The following is a 23,956-nucleotide window of genomic DNA, read 5'->3' on the forward strand; positions in this document are numbered from 1 at the left end:
CTTTCTTTTTTTTAAAATGTTTCAGGTGCATCTTTAATTGCATCTATGATGCAGTTTGCATTCCATCCAACAATGGTTGCTGCTTTTTCTTCTAAGTTAAGTGGAACTTCTTCTGCACCTAATGGTCTAACTAAAACAATTGGTATTTCGTATTTTTCACTTGCGGTTAATAACTCTTCAAAGAGTTCTTTATTGTCATTATAAAGACCTGATAAAAAAATAATCCTATCAACTTTTTTATAAAATTCTTCACCTGCAGTAGAGTATGATCCAGACATTGATTCTTTCCATAAGAAATCTGTTTTTGAATATAATTTTTCAGTAAATTGTCCGTATTCTTTATTTTTGTCAAATCCGCTAGTAATTATTAAATTATAAATTTTATTGTTTCTTTCATCTTCAAACATTTTTCTCACCTTGCATTTATTTTAAATATTATAATATAAAAATATTTATTAATTTAAAAAATGTAATGTTAATTATAACGATTTATTTTAAGGAATTATTTTTTATGAAAGCAGCAGTAATTGGATTAGGTGTAGAAGGAAAAAAAGCAGTTAACTCTCTTTTAAGGCACGGTTGGGAAGTTTATGCCACCGATTTAAATATCAATGTTGATTTAAATGGTTTAGATTTGCCAAATTTGTCTTTTGATATAATTGATGAAAACCAGACAGTTTCAATTGTTGGAGATGGTGTAACTCTTGATTTAGGTTTTACAAATCCTTATGCTATTGATCAATGTGATGCAATAGCAATTAGTCCTAGTATGTTTGGAGGGGAATTTGCAACCAAGTTATTGGAAAATTCAAGTTTATTGAGTGATACTGTAAACAAACATAAGGATGTTTTCACTATTGGGATTACTGGAACTAACGGTAAAACAACTACTGTGCATATGTTAAAAGAAGTTTTAGAAAATGCAGGTAAAAAAGTGCTAGTAGGAGGAAATGGTGGAGGAGGATTTTCTGGTTATTATGATTTAATCCTTGAAGCAGATGAGGGCGAATATGATATATTGCTTGTTGAAGTCTGTGATATGACTCTTGACTTTTGTAAATATTGCTTTGACTTTGATATGATTGGTCTTACAAATATTGGTAATGATCATATGAATGTCCATAAGACCATTGCGAATTATAAGAATTCCTTAGTTAGATTTTTTGAAGGCAAAACTGTATTTACTGCATTTAATCAAGATTTCAATGCTGATTTTAAAGAAGCTAGTGCTAAAAATATTCATTATTTCGAATATCAGGATGAATTGAAAGTATTTGGTAAATTTAATTTGCTTAATGCAGGTCTTGCAACTGCAATTGCAAGAGAACTGAAAGTGCCTAAGGACATTATTAAATCATCACTTTCAGAATTTAATGCTGTTCAGGGCAGATTGGATGTTTATAAAATTAATGATGCATCAGTATATGTTGGAAAAACTGATAATTCAGATGCATTAGCTTCTATTTTATCTGAAAAGGATTTTTATGCAATATTTATTGGTACTCCCCGTCATAATGAGATTCACAGATTGGATATTTTGGATGTTGCGGTTAAGTATAATCCTGAAGTCATTGTCCTATTCCCTGGATTGGATGATACTTTGGATATGGCCATTTATAGATTGAATTCTCTTGGTTATATGGGAAATATCATAACTGTAAACTCTCTTGATGAAATTATTGCATTGGTTGCAGAGTATTCTCATGAAGATGCTATTTTAATTGGTGGTAATGGTCAAGATACTATTATTGATATTCAAGAAAGAATTAAATTAATTTCTGAAAATTTATGAAAAAATAGCGTTTTTCGATAAATTTTTATACTATGTAATTTAAAATTATAATATTACTATTATTGTTATATTATTAAGGTGTATTAAATGAGTAGTGGCTGGAGAAAAATATCAATTACAATATGTTTAGCATTAATTGTTTTAAGTATTTTATTTGCTGCTTTTGGGGCAGCAACTAATGAGTCTTTCACCGCTCAATCCGTTGCAGAAGAGTATAATCTTCCTATTGGACAATCCATGTTCGAGAATCAATCAATTTTAGGCCAACAAGATCCAATTGAAGTGCCTTTAGTATCACATCTTGGATTCTTGTCGCATCAAATTGCTGCATTGGATATTCAAGGTATCTTAATGACCTTGTCTACTGGTATGGTTCCAATGGATTTCTCAAGCATATCTAGTGAAAGTATAGATTCCTATGGTAATGTGATTGATGTTGAAGGCCCTGGATTTTTAACATTTGAAGGAGACAAATTGGCTGTAAAATCACCGGATAACTATGTATGGGGATACAGTACTCCATATAAATGGTTAGTTAAAACTGATACTGGTGTAGATGTTGTAGAAAATGGAACTGTAATCAAATCTGTCCCTGAATCTGAAATTAAAGATTTAGATTATCATAATGATTATTACAATGTTTCAACTATTAGAAGTTGGTATAATTATGATGCTCAAAATGGTTCTACATTTACTTTAGAAAAAGGAATGAAAGGATTCTCTGATGGAAGGAATAATATTAGTGCTAGTGATGTACCAAAAATATTTGGTCAGGATGTTGTAGATTATGCATCTGAATATCCAACTGGTTCTCCAATTCTTTTATATTCTGGAAATTACACAGAACAAGAAGGTGAAGCGTATGGAACTTCTTTAGGTTCACATGCAGAATATGGGGATTCAATTAGGGAAGTAAATGCAAGACAATTTGTTGAAGCATGGAATGGAACTGTGATTCCTCCGAACTCAACTTCCAGTGGTAAGGATTATGTTTACTTTGAATCTGCAGTAGATCATTCTGCTCCAGGTGGAAGTGCAGCACATGGTGTATGTCCATCTGCTAGGGCATTAAGAGCTGCTGTTACTGCTGAAGGTTTTGATTTACCAGTCGGTATGACCTGGGATGAAGATGCAGTTTTATTCGGATATAATCCTGCACAAGATATTACAGTAACAAATAATCATGATTATCCTGTTATGATTAAAATGTGGACTGAAGGTTCAGGTACAAGTATGGGTGTTTACTGTAAACTCGTAAGATATATTCCAAACTAATGGATGTATCTTTTTCTTTTTCTTTTTTTATGTCAATTTCAACTATTATTACAGCGGCTGGAAAGAATTCCAGAATGAGAAAAGATCAACTTTCTCGAAATATAGAATTAAAAAATAAACTTATTTTACCTTTTGAAAATAAAACGGTTATAGAGACAACTATTGATAATGCATTATCTGCAAATATAGATGAATGTATTGTGGTACTTGGTCACTATGCAAGTGAAATAAAAGAAGCTATTTTTGATAATTATAAAGGGTCAGTTAAATTTGTGATTAATGATCCTGTAGATGTAGGTTTATCAGTATCGCTTTACAATGGATTGTCAAAAATCTGTTCTGATTTTGCATTATGCATTACTGCAGACCAGCCAACAGTGTCAACTGAAACTTTTAATCGTATTATTGAAGTAAGTCAAAATTCAGATAATCCTTTTCATACAATATCTATTCTGAGAAGAAGAAAAACTGGATTGCTTGATACTGCTGAAGGTTTAGGTATGCCTTTTGTAGCTCCTCGTTTGAATTTAATGGAATATTTGAAAAATGAGGATGATAATTTAAATCCAATTTTGAGAAAAATTTTTGCTGATGGTTATGCATTTTATGGAATAAAAGAAAAAAATAAAAAAGAATTATTAAATATTAATCATTATGATGATTATTTAGCTCTTTTAGATTGATTCTAATCCTGAAATAACTTCTTCGATTTTAGCTTTGCTAATACCAACAGTCATTTCATTATCTTTGATGTCAGCTGCTTTTCTAGAACCATCACAACCTAATGTGAAATTAATTCCATCTGCAAGATATGGATTTGCAAATGCATCCCCACATAATGATTGAATACCTGCAAATGAAGGTTTAATTTTTTCACCAGTTTTATAAACGATACTTTGAGCAAGTTTCATTCCACCAACAGGTTCTGTTATAACTTGGATGACATCTGCTTCAAAGTCTGCTTCATCTAAAGGTGCATAAATCATTCCCCAATGGATATCTTTAACAATTGAAAGTTCTGCGGTTAATTTCTTAGCAGTTTCTAAATCTTGGAATCTGCCTAATGAGAAATATTTTTCACCATTTGCTAATTTTTCAGGCATGTCTCTAAGGCCGATAGCTCCTGCCCCACCTAAACATTGTTGTTGTTCAATTGTGGAATAAAATGAGTCTCCAAGAGATGCTTTTCTAACCATTTCACAATGTCTAATTTTTTCGTCAATTAAGTCAATATTTTCTGGTAAGTCATCTTCAGTTTCAATTAGCTTCATAGCAACAGGTTTTGCATCAAGTTTAATTTTACTTTCGATTACTTCGCAATATTTTTTGTTTTTTTCCAAATTAGTCATTATAATCGCCTAATAGTATATATGTTTAAGGAATTTTAAAGTCTTTTGTTTTAACACTGTTATTTTTACAAAAAGTCCTAAAATCACAAGCACTGCAGGTTCTCTCATCTGAATCTCCTTTCCATGCTTCTTGAATTTTACATCCTTTCATTTCTTTAATTAATGAATCTTCAATCTTGGCAACAACACTATCAAATTTTAAAAGGGAGTTTTCCTGCTCTTCGGCATCGACATTTATGATTCTAATTGATCTGTCAATTTTAAAGTCAGTGCTTAGTTCAGGTGCCTTATCTTCCTCTTCCCATTTGTTAATCAATTCCACATCATTGGTGTATTTATATCCAACATCAGTCAGATTATCGTTTAATTCTTCTTTAATTAAAACCAGATCTTCTTTTGAAGGGACTAATTCATTCAAGTAAAAAATGATTCCTGCAATGATTGGTTTTGATGATTCTTGCTGTGACCTAAGCCAGGAATAAGTTAAAATTTGTTGTTTATGGTTTTCCCATTTGTTTTCAGCTTTTGAATCCTTCATTATTATGGGAGGTCTTTTCATTCCTTTATAGTCTATGATGATTTCATAATAATCTCCTTCATCATATTGGGAGATTTTTTCTTGAAATCCAGGGTCTTTTTTTAGATATTCAATAATTTTATTATTATAATTGTCTAAATTGCTCTGTTCTACGGTTTTATTAATTTTCATTGAAGTTAAAACATCAACCACACCGTTAATTCCATAATAATTTGATCTGCTAATGTTTTTGTCATAATTTGGCATTTCACGTATTCCCTTTATCAGAAGTTCTGATGAATCAATTAATGGAAACAGATGTTTTCCCCAAATATTTATTGCCTTTTCAGCTCTGGCACTAGCTAATTTTTTATGGTCATGTTCGTTTAAATCGTCAATTGTTAAATCCTGGTTAACCTGATTATGTATGCTGAAGAATAAATCTTCATCATAGGAATAAAGGCCTCTTACTTGTAATCTCAAATCAATTAAATCTTCAATAGGTCTAATGTCTTTTTTCCAATCCCATGGGAATTGTGTGTTGTCATTGTCCCATTTGATATATGCCTCTTCAAGTACACCATGAATAAATTCTCCAAACCATCTTTGAACAGGTTTTGAAGGTGGTAATGTTCCTTTGTTTTGGTATCTGTATTGTAAATTACAGGTTAAATAGGATAATAAATCTCCAGTTAAACTATATTCTGGAATCATATATGATTTAGATCTTGATGGTAATTTCACATTATCACTTCCTAAATTAAATATATCTCATTAAATCCAATGTATTTTTCATCTCTGCTCCATCCAAGAGCAACATTTGGAATATCAAAGTGATCGTTCTTATTATTGTATCCTTCAATAGCCGGATTTAATCCGATTAATAATAATACCTTTTCAGCTCTTGAAAATGCAACAAAGTAAAGTCTTGTTAAATCATCAAAAGATTTGTCTTTTTCTCCACGGCTACTTTGTCCAAGTTCACTGTATTGTCTTATTCTAGTTTCTAGAGTCTTTTCGTCTTTAATCGATTTTGGGAATCTTAACCTTTGAGTTTTGATATGGTTGTTTTTAAATTTTGAACCCACATCAACAATAACCAGCGGGAATTCCAATCCCTTTGATTGGTGGATGGATAATACATTAATTCTGTTGTCTGGCAATGTTTCAAGTAATGACTCATCAATTTGCACCCCTCCGGTTGATAATGGGATGAAAATATTCCAAATGGCTTCAAGAATTGAATCTCTTTCCTGTTTTGGATTTTTAAAAGAAATATTTGAATGATAATCGTTGAAGAATCCTGTTTGTGTAATTGATTTGGTAATTGCTTCTAGATATACAATACCTTCAACATCTTCCTGTAACTCTTCAATCCAAGTTGTTATTTTATATGCAAGTTCCATTAAACTTGCTGTCTTTGGCCATTCGTCATATCCTTTTGGACGTCTAAGCTGCCAATATGTAACAAATTGCGAAAGAGTAATTGGTTCTCGAGGTTCAGGATTCATTTTGATGTATTCTTTCGCGTTAACTCTCCATTTGTTCATGTTGCGTTTTGCTAAGTTAGGTATGGTTTTATCTAAGTTTTGTATTGTTCCTTCAGGATCAATACATTCAAGGATTAATCCGCAAAAAATACTTACAACCTCAATATCCTGGAGTTCAATTCCTCTTGGGTTGAACATTTCAATTGGTTGTTTTAACTTTTTAAGATTTTTTCTCAGATAATGCAAGAATGAACGATTTCCATATTGGGATTCTTTTGGGGAATATGATAAAACTGCAATGTCTGAAGCAGACCCATATTCACTATCTAACTTTAGGGTAATCTTCTCAATCTGTTTACATTTTTGTTTATTTTCAGATTGAATCTTTTGTAATTGTGCAATATTGACTGCACCATTTACTTTTTCATAGTATTCCTTATCTAAGACTTGCAGTACTTTAATGTTTGCTTCTCCTTTATTTACAAGTTTATTTATTAATTTGGATAAATCACTAGCAAGCATTTGAGGGTTGTTTCTAAACATTCCTAAAACAGGCATTTTATCATTATCAAAATCCGGAGCTATAATTTTTGGTTTATTTTCAACCCTTGCATTTTGATATTCTGAGTCTAATTCCGCAAATTGATTGCAGTGTTCAATAATGTTTTCTGTTGAGCGGTAATTTGTTCTTAAATTGATTTCTTCAACATCTATGCCTAATTTATCATGGATACGCCTTTGATAATTTGTAAATAAGTCAACAGTTGCTCCTCTAAATCTGTATAATGACTGGTCATCATCACCAACAACGGTTATGTTTCCTCCATTTTCAAGTGCAGAACGGGCAATTGTAAAATAGATATCTTCCTGAAGTAAGTTGGTGTCTTGATATTCATCAATCAATACAATTTGGATATCATCTAAGAATTCTTCCAAATCTTTATTTTTTAGTTTTTTAAGAAATTCCGCTTCAAGCATGGCAAAATCAATTGTATTTCTGTTTTTAAGTTTATTTTCATATTCTTTAATGCAATCAAGTGCAAGATGAACTCCTTTCATATTTTTTGTTTTGGCATATAGTTCATTAATGTCCACTTGGTCATAGTAGATTCTATTTTTAATTTCAATAAGTATTTCACTTATTTTTGATGGTTCATCAAGTTTTTCTCTTCTGCTTACTTCCTTGAGATATTCTACTAAATTTTTATTGAGGTACTTTTCATCTTCGATGATAATTTTCATCATTGCAGAATTGGCTACAAATCCTTCAATAACGATTGATTGATTTTCTCCAGGCTGTTTATAATCTCTAAGTAATTCTTCTGCAATACTGTCTGTTGTACCAATTTTTATTTGATTGACATCTATTCTTTCAATTGAAACAATTTTGAAACTGCTCTCAAAACTTCCATCATCATACTTTTCAATTAAATATTTTTTAATTTCATCTCCCCAACTTAATATTCTGGAATATAATTCATTGGCTGCTTTTCTTGTAAATGTTGTAGCGATTATTGCACTTGGGTCAATTTCATCCACAAATATGTATTTTAATATTTTAAGCACCATTACAGTTGTTTTTCCAGAACCAGGTCCTGCAACGATAAATAGAGATTTGTCGCTTGGAGCCAATATTGCATTTTGCTGATCTTTATTTGAAGAGATATCTCTTTTGAGTATATTCACCACTATATCTTCAAATTCTTCGTATGATATCATTTTTTCCCTCAAAATTTAATATAATTTAATTTATGTGAATTACTTATTAATAAAATAATGTAAAGAGCATTTGAAAAGTATTAATCAGTGTTTTATAGATAAATTTTTATTTATATAAAATATATATTATATTACGGGAACGAAATCTTTCCTATAATATGCATATAAAAGTTAGGAACTCTTGTTTCTAACTTCCTATTTTTAAAAAATACAATTATTTAAATATTATTTTAACTTAAAATATAATTATTAATTTTAATTTTAGCTGATATTATGTCTGAGGTAAACAATATAGATATGTTCAAAAATGATGTGAGGTATAGGGAAAATATCGCACATATTGAAACAATACCGGCTAAAAAGGCTAGTTTTAAAAAAGTCGATGATTTAAATGAAAATATTGTCAGCTACCTTGGTTCAAAGAATGTAAAATTATATGAACATCAAGCTGAGACATATGACGCTATTAAGAATGGTGAAAATGTAATTATCACAACACCTACAGCATCTGGTAAAACACTTGCATTCAATCTGCCAATTATGGAAACAATGATTGAAGATGGTGATGCTACAGCTCTTTACATTTACCCTGCAAAGGCATTGTCCAATGACCAGTTGCACGTTTTGGAGAATCTTGAGAAGGAACTTGACATAACTATTGATCCAAGAACTTATGATGGGGATACTCCAAGAACTCAAAAAAGGGGAATTCGTGAAAACTCAAGGATTGTCTTAACAAATCCTTATCAGTTGCATTTGATTTTATCCTGGCACCATCAGTGGTCAAGATTTTATAAAAACCTTAGATATATTGTAATTGATGAATCACATTATTATAAAGGAGTATTTGGATCCAATGTTGCATTTTTAATTAAAAGATTAAAAAGAATTGCTAACTTTTATGGGTCATATCCGCAATTCATTTTATCTTCAGCAACACTTGCAAATCCATTGGAATTGGCCAATAGGTTGACTGGTGAAGAATTTGTACTGGTGGACAATGATACCTCCCCTAGTGGTGAAAAAGATTTTATTCTGTACAATCCCTTCAAAAATTATCTTAGAAATAAGGTATACAAGACTGCTCCATCTGTGCATATGGAAACTGAAAATATCTTTATGTACATGATGTTGAAAAATATCCAGACATTATGTTTTACTGTTTCAAGAAAAACAGCTGAATTAATTGCAATGTGGGCTAAAAAAGACATGACTCAAGTAAAAGGAAAATTGGCCCATAGAATTGCAGCATATCGTGCGGGTTACCAGCCTCAGGAGAGACGTGAAATCGAAGAAGGTCTAAAAAGCGGCAAGTACTTGGGTGTTACATGTACTAATGCATTGGAACTTGGAATCAACATTGGATCACTTGATGCAGTTATTATTTCAGGTTATCCTGGAACTATGATTTCCACTTGGCAACAATCTGGAAGGGCAGGTAGAAGCAGTCAGAAATCAATTGCAATTTTAATAGCATTTGAAAACCAATTGGATCAGTATTTCATGAATAATCCTAAGTTTTTCTTTGATAAACCTCATGAAAATGCAATTATTGACTTATCAAATCCTATATTGCAGGAAGCTCATTTGCTATGTGCTGCTAAAGAATTGCCTCTTAAACGTGGCGAATCAGAAAAGTACTTTGGCATTTCACAAGATGTAATTGATGAGCTTGTTTCTAAAAAGGATTTATATGAAAACCATCGCGGAGATTTCATATATCCCTATGATGATAATCCTGCATTAGATCATTCACTGGATCAAATATCTTCAGAAGAGTTTAAGGTAATGGTTAATGGAAGACTGTTGGAGACAATGGAACGTTCTCAAGTTTATAGGGAAGCTCATGAAGGAGCTATTTTAATCAATAAGGGAGATACTTATGTGGTAAACAGCATTAACCTTAAAAGAGGTTATGTAAATGTATCAAAGGAAGTTGTGGATTATCATACAATGGTTTTAAACAAAACTGAGACCAATATTAAAAAGAAACTTTCAAAAACAAAATATGGTGGTTTAACAATTCACTTCGGTGAACTTACAGTAAGTGAAGATTACTTCAAATATAAAAAAATGCACTTTTCAAAGCCAATAGGAACATTTTTACTTGATTTGCCTCCATTAACATTCAATACAAAAGGATTGTGGTTTACAATTCCAAAAGAAGTTAAAGATACATTGGAAGATATGTTTCCAAATGATGAAGATGTATTTGCGGGTGGTCTTCACGGTGCAGAACATGCTTTGATTGGACTGTTCCCACTTCATACAATGTGTGACAGATTTGATATTGGTGGACTTTCAACAAATTATCATGAGGATACACAGGAGGCAACAATTTTCATTTATGATGGGTATGAAGGTGGAATTGGAATTACTGAAAAGGCAGTGGACGTATTTGTAGATTTATTAAATTCAACAATTGATCTATTAAACAACTGCCAATGTAAGAAAGGATGCCCTGCTTGTATCTATTCTCCAAAATGTGGTAATGATAATAAGCCGCTTCATAAGGGAGCAACTAAATATATACTTGAATACATGAAAAAGTTAATTTCCGATGAATTAAGTGGTGAAAAGGAAGAAATAATTGATGTTAAAGCAAGTGTTGAAGAGTTAGGTGAGTTTGGTGAAGCATATAAGTTATATGAAGCTGGTGATTACTCTTCTTCAAAGGATATTTTGAATAATATTTTAGCAAATAACAAAAAGCATGTCAAAGCATTGGCATTAATGGCCCAAATATTATATGATCAGGATCAAAAGGATATTGCATTATTATTCACTAAAAAAGCATTGGCTATTGACAAATCAAATGAAATGGCTAATGAACTTGAGGTTTTATTAACAAATAAATCTAAACCTGATGAAGATAATGAATTGTCTTCTCTTGATGATGTGGATACATTATTTGAGGAAGCATATGATTTATACAGCCAAGGTGATTTGGATGTTGCTTTGGATATTCTAGAAAAAGTGCTGGATTTTGACAGTAAAAATTCTGAAGCATTGGCTTTGATGGGATTGATACATTATCATTCAGGATTTTTCCCAAAAGCAGTGGAATATTATAGAAAAGCTTCAAAAATAAATAAACATGGTGAAATGGTTAATGAATTAAAAATGAGGGTTTCTTAACCGTATGGGCTGAACCTTCTTGGAAGTGTTCTACTACTTTTTCTAATTCTTCTGGAATGTCTATTTTTTGTGTACAGTAATCGAGACATGTTCCGCAATAGGTACATTCGTCAGCTGGAACTTTCTCGTCACATAATTTATCGAAATATAATCTGTAAATATTTGATTCTGGTTGGTTTTTGCTTGTGTTGTATAAGTTGAAATATTCTGGTATTGGAATCATTTCAGGGCATGCATCAACACAGTATCCGCATTCGCTGCATGGAACGGCAAGATTGTCTGCAAGTTTTTGAGCCATCTTATCTAAGAATTCACTTTCTTCTTTGCTTAATGGTTCAAAGTTTTCATAAGTATCACAATTGTCAAGCATATCAGCCATGTTGCTCATTCCACTCAATACGATTTTCACATGTTCAAGAGAAGCACAGAATCTTATTGCAAAACTAGCTATTGATTTTTCTCCATTGAACTCTTTGAAATCCTTTTTAATTTCATCATTAGGATTTACAATAACTCCTCTTTTCAATGGTTCCATAACATAAACGTCAAGATCATGTTCAACACATAAATCATAACATTTGTGTGCTTCAATTGCAGGGTCTTCCCAATCAAGATAGTTAAGTTCCAATTGAACAATATCAAACATATCCACATATTCTTCAAGAACTTCTTTTAATAAATCTGCTTTGTCATGGAAACTAAATCCAATTTTGCGTGCAACACCTTCTTCTTTCATTTTTTTAACGTATTCAAAGGTTTTTGTTTTTTTTTGCATTTTTAAGCCATGGTCCGTTAATGTTGTGCCGAAAAATACGTCAAAGTAGTCGATTCCAAGCCTTTCAAGCATTTCGTTCACGAATTTCTCATTGTCTTCTTCTGATGTTAATGCCCAGGTTGGCATCTTATCGCATATTTTGAAGGATTCACGAGGATATTTTTCCACTACTGCCTTTTTAATAGCGGTTTCGCTTGTACCATTGTGGTAAGCATAAGATGTATCAAAATAATTGAATCCCTTTTTCCATATAAACATCAACCATCTCATTAAATAGTTCCTGGTCGATTGATGTCGGATCATTTTCATCAGTCTTTGGAAGTCGCATACATCCAAAACCAAATTTTGATTTGTAATTCATAATAATAACTCCTGTTAATTATTACTATTATTTAAATAGTTTATATATAATGTTGCTATACTCAACATTAATTGATATATTTTTAAATTTAAGTATTACTCTGGTATTACGTAAATATTAAATACTTTTATAAATTAACAAATCTATATTTATTATATTAATGATTAAGGAGTAGTATAAATGCATGAATTATCTATGGCTCAAGGTATAATTAATGCAGTTTTGGATACTGCAAAAGAAAATAATGCCACGGAAGTTAATGAAGTTACAATTGAAGTTGGTAGATTAGCTATGATTAATCCTGAACAGCTACAATTTATTTTAGGTGTTTTAATTGAGAACACCCTAATGGAAGATGCTAAAATCATTTTTAATGAAATTCCTGTCGAAATGGAATGTGGTGATTGCGGATTCCATGGTGAAGCTATACTTGATGATAGTGATCATTATGCACCGCTTGTTAAATGTCCTGAATGTGATAGTCTTAAAGTAGAAGTATTAAATGGAAAAGACATCACTGTTAAAAACATGGTTATTGAAAAACCTGATGATGCTTAAATTTATGGAGGTATGAATATGCATCAAGTTGCTGATATTGAAGTTGCAAAAAATATTATGGATGCTAATAAAAGATTAGCAGATAAAAACTTAAAAAACTTAGAAGAAAAAAACATTTTCTGTGTTGATTTTGTTGGAGCAATCGGTTCCGGTAAAACAACTCTCGTAGAAGAAATAATTGATAATACTGATTATAAAATTGGTGTTCTTGCAGGAGATGTAATCTCAAAATTCGATTCAGAACGTATAGAAAAACACGATGTACCGGTTGTAGGATTAAATACTGGTAAAGAATGTCATTTAGATGCACACTTAGTAGGTCATGGACTTGCAGATTTACCATTAGATGATTTGGACATGGTTATCATTGAAAACGTAGGTAACTTAATCTGTCCTGTTGATTTTGATTTAGGTTCTCATTTAAGAATTGTCGTTGTAAGTGTTACTGAAGGTGACGACACTGTAGAAAAACACCCAATTATTTTCCAAACTTCTGATGTTGTAGTAATCAATAAAGTTGATTTGGCAGATGCTGTTGGTGCTGATGCTGATAAAATGGTTGCTGACGCTCAAAAATTAAACCCTAAAATCAAAGTTATCAAATCTAGCTTAAAAGAAGGAAAAGGATTAGACGAAATTATTGCAGCTATTGAAGAAGCAATGAACTAGGTTAATTTTGGTGGTTTTATGAAAGTATGGATAGATATTTCAAATGCACCTCACGTAAGGTTTTTCAAGGATGTTATCAAATATTTAGAAGCTGAAGGTGAGGATGTAATCGTTACAGCAAGGCAATTTGGTGATATCCATAAATTAATGGAAATGTATGATATTGATTTCATTTCTGTCGGTAAACATGGTGTAAGCTTATATGACAAACTTAAAGAGAGCACATCCAGAGTTTACAATCTTGTTGATGTAATACATGATGAAAAGGTGGATGTTGCCCTTAGCAAGCATTCTATTGAACTTCCTAGAATCAGTTTTGGTTTAGGAATTCCAAGTTTATATGTTCTTGATAATGAACATGCACTTGCTGCCAATAAGTTGACTCTTCCGTTGTGTGATAGAATTATTACTCCAAAAATTATTGACATATGGAAACTAATGAAATTTGGTGCAGATCCAAACTCTATCATTTCCTATGATGGAACCTCAGAATTAATGCATTTTAAAGATTTCAAATATAATGATAATATATTTGATGATTTAAATCTTAATTTGACTCATCCTAAAACTATTTTGATGAGGCCTGAACCTTCACTTGCATCATATTTGGATGCTGACTGCAGAAAATCAGTTTTATCTCCAATAGTTGATGAATTGAAAAATGTAGCAAATATTTTGATTCTTCCAAGATTCAAGGAGCAAGCTGAAATTTTTGAAGGAATTGAAGGTGTTTCAATATTAAAACCTCCTGTTGATACTTCAAATATAATGAAAAAATGTGATTTGGTTATTGGTGCTGGTGGTACAATGAATAGGGAAGCTGCAATTTTGCAAACTCCTGTTATTTCATGTTATCCTGGTGATACATTGTCTGTTGATCAATATTACATTGATAAAGGTTTGATGTATAGGTCTCATGATCCTGATGAGGTCATTCATAAAGCTTTGGAGTTCATTGTCAATCCTCATGAGAAAATTGATGTTAAAACTGATGATTTGTTCCAAATAATTATAGATAACTTATACGATTTAGCTAAAAATGGTAAATAGTTATTTATATTTTTATTATAGATAATTATATGATTTTTATTGAAATTTCAAATAGTTATTTATAATACTAATTTTAAATATTTTATATAATATTCAATATTGGGCTGGTAGCTCAGATGGTAGATCGTCGCCTTGGCATGGCGGAGGCCCCGGGTTCAAATCCCGGTCAGTCCATTTAATTTTAAAAAATAAAAGAGAATTGTGATTAAAATATGTTATTAATTGCTCAAAACCATTTACAATTAATTTTGGAAGTTGGATTAATGTTATTTGTAACATTAGTCTTTTGTCTTAACTTGATTCCTTTGTCACTTAGTATTGTAACCTTTTTATCATTATTCATAATGGGAGGTTTAACTCTTCTTTTTGCAGGGGATATTGCACTTCTTGTGATTTCTTCAAGTCAAGCGGAATTTACTCACCCATTTGGGCCAATTGCATTACTTGGTGCTGTAACAGCACTTGCTTCGTTAAAGGTGATGTCGGAATCGGGTGTGGATATCAGACCACTTAAAAGATTTGTAATTTTATTCTTAGGTGGAATTACAGTATTTGGGGGATTAATGCATAGATCTTTCTTACTTTTATGGTTGCTCGGATTATTCTTAGGATACTTGATGATTTCCAAATCATTCAGAGAAAAATCTGTATTTACTTTAAGAAGAATTATGTTGTTCTTTGGTGCAGCAGGTGCAGGTTTCATTTTCCTTGAAATTCTTGCTCGTATTACTGGTATGACAATTTTCTCTCCACTTTTAAGATTAGGTAGGATTGAACAATACTCTTTATCCAGTATTAAAACTGTATTACATAATATTCAGTTGATAGGACACAATGCAAAAGCTTCATATTGGGGAGCTGAAGGTACAGCATTCGCTGAAGGTTATATTACTTTACCAATGCAATTAGTTTTATTCTTCGGATTGCCTTTTCCATTGTTCTTTGGTGTTCTCGTAAACCAAAAGGATACAATTGATTATATGCTTCCAGGTATATTCGGTTGGGGATTTGACTTCGGAATATTAGGTCTTGCAGGTTTAATCACATTTGTACTTGGAACAATACTCATAGGATTTAAAGTATTGAACATGTACAGGGAGAAAAGAGAGAAAAATAATAAAAAATACTTAGGAAGAGAAGTATTATTGACTGGTGCATTAGCAGCATTCTGTTCACAAGCATTAATCGGATTATTCATATTTAACAGATCCATCAATGGTATGGCATTGTTAACATTTTTATTCGTAGGTGCACTGATTTTAGCTAATGTTGTTTCCTTAAAATCAAGATCATAAAGAGGTGATTAAATGAAAGCTTTAGTATTACTTGGATGTCCGGAGACTCCTGCACAAACTCCAATGGCAGTTTATGTATTCAATAAATTAACCAAAATGGGATATGACACTACAATTGCAGCAAATCCTGCAGCATCAAAGTTAGTTAAAATATCTGACCCTGAAGGTTTGTACAATCTTAATTTAGTGGATTTGGAAAGAACATTAGGCGAGATTAAAGAAGGAGACTATGATTTATTAGTCGGATTTGTACATAAAGATGCAGCAGCTGCATTTTTTGTAACATTTGACCAAATATTAAATACAAAATCACTTGCATTAGTATTCTCAAGAGATGCTGATGAAGTTGAAGAGTTTGTAAATATGATTGAAGAAAGTGAAAGCAATGCATTAATTACTGCTGTTAGAGCATTCCACAATCCTTCACCGATAAAAGTTAAATTTGATAGAGCTATTAAGGAGTTTGAATAAAATGTCATTCTGTTTAGATACTTACCTCCAACAATCTGATGATTATGAAGTTCACGCTTCAAGAGCTGGTTTTAAAGATTGTGCTATGATTATCAGATTCAAAGCTGATGATATTGTATACATTAAACCTGGAGATGAAGTTTTAGGTGTTAAAGTTATTGGAATCCCACCAATACCAATTGGATTTGACCACGAGAAAGGAACAGTATTCCTTCCATACACCAAACCTTGTCATGGGACTTCAGTTGTTGAACTTCCAATCACTGAAGATGAAATTGAAAAAATCAGAAAACTTGATACCGGTAAGAAAAAATGAGATCAACTGTTGTGGGTAGTTTTCCAGCTGAGGAAAGCTCTCCATCTAATTTTAAAGATAAATTATTAAATGCTTTAGGATCATATGATCCATTTAAAGAAGCTATTGAAAGTAGTGTTATTGCTCAACTTGATGCTGGAGTAGATATTATATCTGACGGTCAGGTTAGAGGAGACATGGTTTCTATTTTTACAAAATATATTCCTGGAATGAAAATTGAAGATGGCAATACTGTAATTGTTTCTAAAATAAGAAATCCAACCAAGGAAATTTCCATTAAAGACATGCAATATGCAAAAAAAGTCATGAAGGAATATTATGGTGGTAAAATTCCGGAGGGCAAAGGAATAAAAGGAATTATCACAGGACCGAATACTATTGTTCACTCTTCAAGAATAGAATCTTTCTATAAAAATAAGGAAGATGCCATTATTGATTTGGCACACAGTTTAAAATTTGAAGTTGATGCAATAGCTAAAAAAGTTGAACCTGTCTATATTCAAATTGATGAGCCATTCTTATCTACTGGAATGGTTGATATGAAAACAGCTCGTGAAGCTATTGATATTATTCATGATGGTTTGGAAATACCTTTGGGAATGCATGTATGTGGTATTTTATCTGATGCATTCAAAGACCTTGCAAAATTCAACATTGATATTTTAGACATGGAATTTGCAGGAAATGATGTAAATCTTGGAGTATTGGAGGAAAATGCTTCTTTACTTGCAAATAAAAAAGTTGGATTTGGTTGTATTGATTCATCAGTTCACACAGTAGATGCTATTGAAGACATTGATGGATTGGTAAGTAAAGCTATCGAGATTGTCGGAAAAGACAACTTGCTTTTGGATCCTGATTGCGGTCTTAGAAGATCTCCAAAAGATGTTGCATTTGAAAAATTAAGATTAATGAATGAAATCAAAGATAAATACAGTTAAATTTATCTTTATTTTTTACTATTTTTTATTAGCTGTTATTTTGTATTTCAGCGTTTTATTTTCATTGATAAACAACATTTTAATTAAGTATTAACTATTATACAATATTATGGAAAATAATATATTAAAAATAAGATTGGAAGAGGAAAAAGATTATTTTGAAGTAGAAAATCTTGTAAGAAACTCTTTTTGGAACGTTTATCGTCCTGGTGCTTTTGAACATTTCATTGTTCATAATTTAAGAGATGATGACTCTTTTATCAAGGATTTGGCATATGTTATAGAAAAAGATGGGAATATAATAGGGCATATCAATTATTCTGTTGGAAAGCTCTCTAATTCAATATCTGCTCCAGTATTAGGTCCAATAGCCATTGACAAACAACATCAAAGAAAGGGCTATGGTTCAAAATTAATTGAATTTACATTGAAATTGGCGGAGGATATGGGTTTTCCATTTATTTTTGTCATTGGTGATGAAAATTACTATTCCAGATTTGGATTTGAATCAGCATCAAAATACAATTTATTTTTGGATGGCACTGATACAACACAGGAAAATCCATTTTTTATGGTTAAATTGATTGAAGAGCAATTTAACAATGAGCCAGTAATGTTCCATAATCCTGATGTGTTTATGGTACCTGAAGATGAAGTGGATGAATTCGATAAACAGTTTGAACCAAAAGAAAAATTAGTTTTAGAAGGACAACTTGGTGTCTAAATGAAATATCTAATTATCAACGGATCTCCTAGAAAACAAAATACCTATAATGTTATTAAGCAAATAAAAACCAATTTGGATGGGGAATTTGAAGAAATCAATTTGATTAAGGAAAATATTCCCATATGCAATGGTTGTTACAGATGCTTTAATGAATGTGAAGATAACTGCCCTCACTTTGATAAAATCAATCCAATTATCGAAAAGCTGCAGGAATGCGATGGGATAATTGTTGGATGTCCAGTCTATGCAATGAATGTCACGGGACTCTTGAAAAATTTCTTTGATCATACTGCATATTTTTATCACAGACCAAGATTTTTCACTAAAAAAGCACTGGTTGTTGTTACAACTGCTGGTGCAGGTCATAAAAAAGTAGCTAAATACATTGATGAAACATTAAGGCATTGGGGTGTAAACAAGGTTTATCGATTGTCATTTGCTTGCGGTGGAAAAGATTCATTTGATGATGGTAAAATTAATAAAATCGCTCAAAGATTTGGAGATGATATGGAATTGCATTCTCCTAAGTTTGAAGATGTGATGTTTTATAATGTATGGAAAGCAATGGCCCTATCAAAAGATCCAATTAAAGCAGATAATGAATACTGGGTTGAAAAAGGTTTGGTCAATCATGATTTTGCACCTGAAGTTAGATTGAACATTATTAAAAAGACATTTGCAAAAATAATGTTCTTTATCTTGAAAATGGTGATTAAATAATAAACTAATGTTATATATTTGAAATAATAAAAAATATATTGTACTAATTATTTAATTGGGATTATAATGGTTTTAAGAGAAAATAGAATTTTTTATTTGGATGAATTAAGGGCAATTGCAATTTTATGTGTTATATTTGCTCATACAATTCAGAATTTCCCAGTTAATATGAATTATTTGACTTCTCCTACACTTCTTTCATACCTTACAGTTGCAAGAATGGGTGTTGTTCTTTTTTTTATGATTAGTGGTGCCTTGTTGATTGGTAAAGATTATAATTTATCTGTTTTTTTAAAGAAAAGATTTTCCAGGGTTTTAATTCCAACAATATTCTGGCAGATTATCGGATTCTTGTCAATTTTAATTTTCATAGGTTTTACATATGATAATTTAACCTTTGCAGTTACTCAATTTGGTTTTCCATGGTTTGTTTGTGCAATTTTAGGAGTTTATTTTGTTATGCCTATATTCAATTCATTTATTAAAGAATATGGAATTAAAGGAGCAGAATATTTCTTAATTGGATGGATATTATTAATTGTATTGACAAATATGCAACTTATTGAAACATATTATATTCGTTACATTTTCAAGAATGTTGGATTATATATTGGTTATGCTGTTTTAGGTTACTATTTGGCAAATAAAGAGTTTAAAATTTATTCTCTTCCTATGGTTATATTTTGCAGTGTTCTTTTCGTTATAACTCTTTATCTTAATAGATATTATGCATTTAACTTTGTCCATATATTCTACATAGAATCATACTCAATAATAATTCAATGTGCATTATTGTTCCTGATTTTTAGATATATGAGTAAACTAGCTAAGTTCAGACCTAAATTTCCATTATCAAAGGTCCATTCATTTCTTGAAAACTCATTTATTGGTAGTTTTATTTATTATTTGAGTATTTTCAGTTTTACAATATTTTTGATGCATGGTTTTATTGTAAATTATCTGCTTCAGGTCATGCCGGTTACACATTTCAGCATGATTCCTCAAATATTCCTGTTAATTGCAATTGGATCAATTATTGTTTCTGCAATCTTGTCTAAGATACCTATTTTAAACAGGATTTGTGGAATTCATTAAAAAATAGTAAAAAAAAGAAATCATGAATAAGAAACTTATCTATATTCATGTTTAAAGTTTTTGTCATATAGCTTAGATGCATTAAAATCACCAGGGTCTAACACATCTCCCACTACAATCATTGCAGTCTTTGTTATATTAGCATCTTTAACTTTTCCTGCAATATCCTCAAGGGTTCCTCTTATTATTTGTTGGTCTGGCCAAGTTGCCTTTTTGACAACAGCAACTGGAGTAGTTTTTTCATAACCTACAAGCAATTCATCAACAACTTTATCAATCATACCTATTCCTAAAAAGACACACATGGTTGCATGATGCTTGGAGAAACTTGCTAAACTTTCACCTTCAGGTTTTGGTGTTCTGCCTTCAGGACGGGTAATGATAACACTCTGGGAAATTTCAGGTAATGTCAATTCCGCTTCAAGCACACTGGCAGTTCCAAATAATGAGCTGACTCCTGGAATTATTTCATATTCAATATCATGTTTTTTGAGCTCACGGATTTGTTCTGCAATGGCACCATAAATTGATGGATCACCGGTATGTACACGTGCAACTAATTTTCCTTCATTGACTGCTTCAGTAATTATTGTATCAGTTTCATCTAAATTTAAGTAAGCACTGTTGTGAATTTCACAATCTTCACGTGCAGGGGATAAAACATCTGGATTAACAAGTGAACCTGCATATATGATTACATCCGCTTTTTCAATAACCTTTCTTCCTTTAACAGTTATTAAGTCAGGGTCACCTGGACCAGCACCAATGAAAATAACTTTTCCTTTCATGATTAACTTTTTAGTTCAATTTATATTTAATAATTATGTATAAAAATTGAGTTTAAATCTGAGCAAATTTTATTAATTTCTAAAATAACTAAGAACTATGGATGAAAAAGGTTTTATTTCAATTGAATACATTTTTGCTCTGTTTATAATATTCATAATAGCTTGTGGAATGTTATATTATTCATCGTCATTTATAGATTCAAGTTTGAATATTGAAGATGCAGTTTCACATAGGATTATTCTGGATGAGGTTTCTGGGATAATATGCCAGGTAAATTCTAATGGAATTGGATATTCAAAATATATTAAACTGCCATCAGATAAGGGGTATTTTGAAATAACTGTAGATAAATCCAAATTAACAATGGAATATGATAATAAGAAAGGGGAGACAATGGTTCCTTTATTGAATATAGATTCAAAATATAAATTGGTTAGTGGAAAAGGATATTATATCTCAAAAAACGAGGATGGAAAGATAGTGATAACATGACTGGAAGTAACGGACAGATTTCAGCGGAGCTGTTATTTTTATTTGGTACTCTGATTATTGTATTGATGATTTCTATTGTGTTCATTGCTGGTGAAAATGAGCTGAACGTGGCAATGGCTGCTGCTCGAAGCGGTGTTATTGAAGGACTTGCAACATCATCAAGCGGAATATATCCTGAAGATACATATAGGGATTATTCAAATTCTAAAATTAATGTCTTGGAACCTTATTCAGTTGAAATAGTAAATATTTCATATGCTGAACTGGGCAAGGATAAGAGATATGATAAAAATCAAATTCAATTTAAAGTTTATGCGAAAACATCAGACAGATTTGATAATAATGAGTTAGTTTCAATTGGAGACAGAATAAATTATAATTTAAGAAAAGCTATTGCCATTAGTTTTAATTCAACTGAAGCTACAAACAAACTTTATAATCCCGTTTTTTCACCACATTATGTCTACACTACCGCTAATGTTAAATGGATGTAGGTACAAATATTGACTTCATGTATAATGAAGAAGAAACAAAACAACTGATGGAAGATTTAAAAGAAATGGAAACTTTTAAAGCAGATGTAGGTGACGAAGGTAAAATCTTACAGGAAGACTTAAAAGACTTTTTTATTAATGGAAATGGTGACAAAGAGGATTTATGCTTCAGAATTGAATTATACTTTTATGCATTCAAACTATTTTGCAGAAAACCTGTTGTAATTGATAGAAATCAATTTACAATATTTTTCAATGATTCTCTTTTAGATTGGAATTTGATAAAATTAGTAATGGATGATTTAACTGACTTTGAACTTGAAATTGAAGCGGCTAAAGAAGAAAAAGATGTGTTGATTAATTTAAATTTCACACTTCATTTCTAAATTTTAAAAATCTTACGAGCATTGTTGGTGGTAATTTCATCAACTGTGCTGACATCCATATTTTTAATTTCAGCTATTTTATGAACTGCATTTACAACATTTGCAGGTTCATTTCTCTCTTCTTTTGTCATAGCCAAATAAGGACTGTCAGTTTCAGTTAAAACATAGTTCAAATCTATTTTTTCAATTAAATCTTGGTGTTGTTTTGAATAACATACCATAGTTGAAAAGCTCATGTATGCATTGTCCATGTTCATTATTCTTTTTGCAGTCTTGAAACTTCCTCCATAGCAATGGAAAACGAAATATGGGATATTCTCATATTCGTCGATGATATTAACTGCTTTTTTTTCACAGTCTCTTACATGCATCACGATTGGTTTTTCGTATTCGTCAGCAAGCTCTAAAAATCCTGTGAATATTTTTTGCTGTCTTTCACGTAATGATTTGTCAGTTACATAAAAATAATCCATTCCGACTTCACCAATAGCTACAATGTCATCGATATGTTTTATGGTATTTTCATGTGCAGTTTTTATTTCTTCTTCTGTTGCATTCTGTGAACTTACGGGGTGAAATCCAAAAGTTGGATATATAAAACCTTCATATTCTTTTGAAAGTTTTAACACGTCCATGTTACTGTCATTGCTGTAACCTGAAACGATTACATTATCCAATTTGTCTTGTGCTCTTTTGATAACAGATTCTCTATCTTCATCAAAGTCTTTAAAGTCAATATGGCAATGGGTATCCATCATATTATGCACCGAACCTTCTGTCTCTTGCTTGGTATGATCTGATTGCTCTTATAAAATCAACTTTTCTAAGTTCCGGCCATAAAGTTTCACAGAAATACAATTCAGAGTATGATGATTGCCAAAGAAGGAATCCGCTTAAACGCTCTTCTCCGCTTGTTCTTATGATTAAGTTTGGATCGTCAAGTCCAGCAGTATAAAGGTTTTTGCTTACAAGTTCCTCATCAACATCATCAATTGAAATTTTTCCATCCTGCACATCTTTAATAATCTTTTTGAACGAATCTATAATTTCTAAACGCCCGTCATATCCAATAGCTAAGTTGAGGAATCTTTTATTATAATGTGCTGTTGCGTCTTCTGCTTCTTTTATAGCTTCTTTTACATTGTCTGGAAGTAATTCAGTTCTACCTACTACTTTTACTCTTACTTCGTTTTTGTGAATTTTCGGATTGTCTACGAGTCTTTTGAAGTTAATGACAAATAAGTTCATTAATCCTTCAACTTCGTGTTGTGGTCTGTTGAAATTTTCTGTTGAGAAAGCATAAGCAGTAATAATCTCTATACCAAGTTCAATACTCCAGTTCATTACTTTTTCAAGGATATCTACGCCGATTTCATGTCCTTTAACAACATCGATGTTTCCCTGTAATTTGGAGTATCTTCTGTTACCGTCCATAATAAAAGCAACATGTTTCGGCATTTTTTCTGGAATTAATCCTCTTGAGATGTACCATTCATATAATTTATAAAGTATATTTTCTGCCATGAAATCCCTTCTC

General features: G+C 31.4%; 26 protein-coding genes and 1 tRNA gene. 18 read left to right on the plus strand and 9 right to left on the minus strand.

The features are described 5' to 3' along the window. Positions 1–11: 11 nt before the first annotated feature. Positions 12–407 carry a nuclease gene (locus MR875_00485; GenBank protein ID MCI6993331.1) on the minus strand — a complete coding sequence of 132 codons (396 nt, stop codon included), beginning with the start codon at positions 405–407 and terminating at the stop codon, positions 12–14. 104 nt (positions 408–511) lie between these two features. On the opposite strand from MR875_00485, the gene MR875_00490 reads away from it, so the two are divergent. From MR875_00490 to MR875_00500, 3 genes are all read left to right on the plus strand, one after another. Then, a complete protein-coding gene (locus tag MR875_00490; protein MCI6993332.1) occupies positions 512–1,792 on the plus strand; it encodes a Mur ligase family protein in 1,281 nt (426 codons plus the stop codon). A gap of 87 nt (positions 1,793–1,879) precedes the next feature. Next, positions 1,880–3,067: a hypothetical protein gene (locus MR875_00495; GenBank protein ID MCI6993333.1), complete on the plus strand. Its 1,188-nt coding sequence runs from the start codon at positions 1,880–1,882 to the stop codon at positions 3,065–3,067. Positions 3,068–3,096: 29 nt separating this feature from the next. Next, positions 3,097–3,750, plus strand: coding sequence for an NTP transferase domain-containing protein (locus MR875_00500; protein ID MCI6993334.1), 654 nt, complete (start codon positions 3,097–3,099; stop codon positions 3,748–3,750). On the opposite strand, the gene MR875_00505 is transcribed toward MR875_00500, so the two are convergent. The 3 genes from MR875_00505 to MR875_00515 are packed head-to-tail and all read right to left on the minus strand — an operon-like array spanning position 3,742 to position 8,142. Further along, the gene (locus MR875_00505; protein ID MCI6993335.1) at positions 3,742–4,416 is read right to left on the minus strand and encodes a DUF169 domain-containing protein; all 675 of its coding nucleotides are present in this window, start codon (positions 4,414–4,416) and stop codon (positions 3,742–3,744) included. The genes MR875_00500 and MR875_00505 overlap by 9 nt on opposite strands. Before the next feature lie 25 nt (positions 4,417–4,441). Further along, positions 4,442–5,677: a PD-(D/E)XK nuclease family protein gene (locus MR875_00510; GenBank protein MCI6993336.1), complete on the minus strand. Its 1,236-nt coding sequence runs from the start codon at positions 5,675–5,677 to the stop codon at positions 4,442–4,444. Between the two features lie 11 nt (positions 5,678–5,688). Beyond that, positions 5,689–8,142: a DEAD/DEAH box helicase gene (locus MR875_00515; protein MCI6993337.1), complete on the minus strand. Its 2,454-nt coding sequence runs from the start codon at positions 8,140–8,142 to the stop codon at positions 5,689–5,691. Between the two features lie 273 nt (positions 8,143–8,415). Between MR875_00515 and MR875_00520 the strand changes: the two genes are divergently transcribed. Then, entirely contained in the window at positions 8,416–11,280 is a 2,865-nt protein-coding gene (locus MR875_00520; protein ID MCI6993338.1) for a DEAD/DEAH box helicase, read from the plus strand. Here MR875_00520 and MR875_00525 read toward each other — a convergent pair. Then, positions 11,252–12,313, minus strand: a complete 1,062-nt coding sequence (locus MR875_00525; protein ID MCI6993339.1) for an aldo/keto reductase — start codon at positions 12,311–12,313, stop codon at positions 11,252–11,254. The two genes, MR875_00520 and MR875_00525, sit on opposite strands and share 29 nt — an antisense overlap. Further along, on the minus strand, positions 12,279–12,416 hold the full coding sequence (locus tag MR875_00530) for a hypothetical protein (protein MCI6993340.1): 138 nt from the start codon (positions 12,414–12,416) through the stop codon (positions 12,279–12,281). Before MR875_00530 ends, MR875_00525 begins: the two co-directional genes overlap by 35 nt. Before the next feature lie 180 nt (positions 12,417–12,596). Between MR875_00530 and hypA the strand changes: the two genes are divergently transcribed. The 11 genes from hypA to MR875_00585 all read left to right on the plus strand — a co-directional run bounded on the left by hypA (position 12,597) and on the right by MR875_00585 (position 20,258). After that, on the plus strand, positions 12,597–12,974 hold the full coding sequence (gene hypA, locus MR875_00535; protein ID MCI6993341.1) for a hydrogenase maturation nickel metallochaperone HypA: 378 nt from the start codon (positions 12,597–12,599) through the stop codon (positions 12,972–12,974). 18 nt (positions 12,975–12,992) lie between these two features. Further along, complete coding sequence (gene hypB, locus MR875_00540) at positions 12,993–13,643, plus strand: hydrogenase nickel incorporation protein HypB (protein ID MCI6993342.1); 651 nt, start codon at positions 12,993–12,995, stop codon at positions 13,641–13,643. A gap of 18 nt (positions 13,644–13,661) precedes the next feature. Next, on the plus strand, positions 13,662–14,693 hold the full coding sequence (locus MR875_00545) for a DUF354 domain-containing protein (protein ID MCI6993343.1): 1,032 nt from the start codon (positions 13,662–13,664) through the stop codon (positions 14,691–14,693). Positions 14,694–14,794: 101 nt separating this feature from the next. Then, positions 14,795–14,867: transfer RNA gene (locus tag MR875_00550), tRNA-Ala, on the plus strand. 38 nt (positions 14,868–14,905) lie between these two features. Next, positions 14,906–15,988, plus strand: coding sequence for a hypothetical protein (locus MR875_00555; GenBank protein MCI6993344.1), 1,083 nt, complete (start codon positions 14,906–14,908; stop codon positions 15,986–15,988). A gap of 12 nt (positions 15,989–16,000) precedes the next feature. Further along, on the plus strand, positions 16,001–16,459 hold the full coding sequence (locus MR875_00560; protein ID MCI6993345.1) for a DUF1890 domain-containing protein: 459 nt from the start codon (positions 16,001–16,003) through the stop codon (positions 16,457–16,459). 1 nt (position 16,460) lies between these two features. Further along, the gene (locus MR875_00565) at positions 16,461–16,775 is read left to right on the plus strand and encodes a DUF1894 domain-containing protein (protein ID MCI6993346.1); all 315 of its coding nucleotides are present in this window, start codon (positions 16,461–16,463) and stop codon (positions 16,773–16,775) included. Next, positions 16,772–17,716, plus strand: coding sequence for a methionine synthase (locus tag MR875_00570; GenBank protein MCI6993347.1), 945 nt, complete (start codon positions 16,772–16,774; stop codon positions 17,714–17,716). The genes MR875_00565 and MR875_00570 overlap by 4 nt, the downstream gene beginning before the upstream one ends. A 109-nt stretch (positions 17,717–17,825) precedes the next feature. Beyond that, complete coding sequence (locus MR875_00575; protein ID MCI6993348.1) at positions 17,826–18,440, plus strand: N-acetyltransferase; 615 nt, start codon at positions 17,826–17,828, stop codon at positions 18,438–18,440. Further along, the gene (locus MR875_00580) at positions 18,441–19,163 is read left to right on the plus strand and encodes an NAD(P)H-dependent oxidoreductase (protein ID MCI6993349.1); all 723 of its coding nucleotides are present in this window, start codon (positions 18,441–18,443) and stop codon (positions 19,161–19,163) included. A gap of 66 nt (positions 19,164–19,229) precedes the next feature. Further along, complete coding sequence (locus MR875_00585; protein ID MCI6993350.1) at positions 19,230–20,258, plus strand: acyltransferase family protein; 1,029 nt, start codon at positions 19,230–19,232, stop codon at positions 20,256–20,258. Between the two features lie 35 nt (positions 20,259–20,293). On the opposite strand, the gene cobM is transcribed toward MR875_00585, so the two are convergent. Further along, a complete protein-coding gene (cobM, locus tag MR875_00590; GenBank protein ID MCI6993351.1) occupies positions 20,294–21,046 on the minus strand; it encodes a precorrin-4 C(11)-methyltransferase in 753 nt (250 codons plus the stop codon). Between the two features lie 97 nt (positions 21,047–21,143). Here cobM and MR875_00595 point away from each other — a divergent pair, with 97 nt between their 5' ends. Genes MR875_00595 through MR875_00605 form a run of 3 tightly spaced genes read left to right on the plus strand, consistent with a single transcriptional unit; the run spans position 21,144 to position 22,419 of the window. Next, positions 21,144–21,539 (plus strand): hypothetical protein, encoded by a 396-nt coding sequence (locus tag MR875_00595; protein MCI6993352.1) that lies wholly within the window; start codon positions 21,144–21,146, stop codon positions 21,537–21,539. Next, on the plus strand, positions 21,536–22,033 hold the full coding sequence (locus MR875_00600; GenBank protein MCI6993353.1) for a hypothetical protein: 498 nt from the start codon (positions 21,536–21,538) through the stop codon (positions 22,031–22,033). Before MR875_00595 ends, MR875_00600 begins: the two co-directional genes overlap by 4 nt. After that, positions 22,024–22,419, plus strand: a complete 396-nt coding sequence (locus MR875_00605) for a hypothetical protein (GenBank protein MCI6993354.1) — start codon at positions 22,024–22,026, stop codon at positions 22,417–22,419. The genes MR875_00600 and MR875_00605 overlap by 10 nt, the downstream gene beginning before the upstream one ends. Here MR875_00605 and MR875_00610 read toward each other — a convergent pair. Both MR875_00610 and uppS read right to left on the minus strand, forming a co-directional pair. Next, positions 22,416–23,177, minus strand: a complete 762-nt coding sequence (locus tag MR875_00610; protein ID MCI6993355.1) for a TatD family hydrolase — start codon at positions 23,175–23,177, stop codon at positions 22,416–22,418. The two genes, MR875_00605 and MR875_00610, sit on opposite strands and share 4 nt — an antisense overlap. A gap of 1 nt (position 23,178) precedes the next feature. Then, positions 23,179–23,943 carry a polyprenyl diphosphate synthase gene (gene uppS, locus MR875_00615; GenBank protein ID MCI6993356.1) on the minus strand — a complete coding sequence of 255 codons (765 nt, stop codon included), beginning with the start codon at positions 23,941–23,943 and terminating at the stop codon, positions 23,179–23,181. Positions 23,944–23,956 lie beyond the last annotated feature (13 nt).

This window comes from Methanobrevibacter sp., assembly GCA_022775905.1.
GTDB lineage: Archaea > Methanobacteriota > Methanobacteria > Methanobacteriales > Methanobacteriaceae > Methanocatella.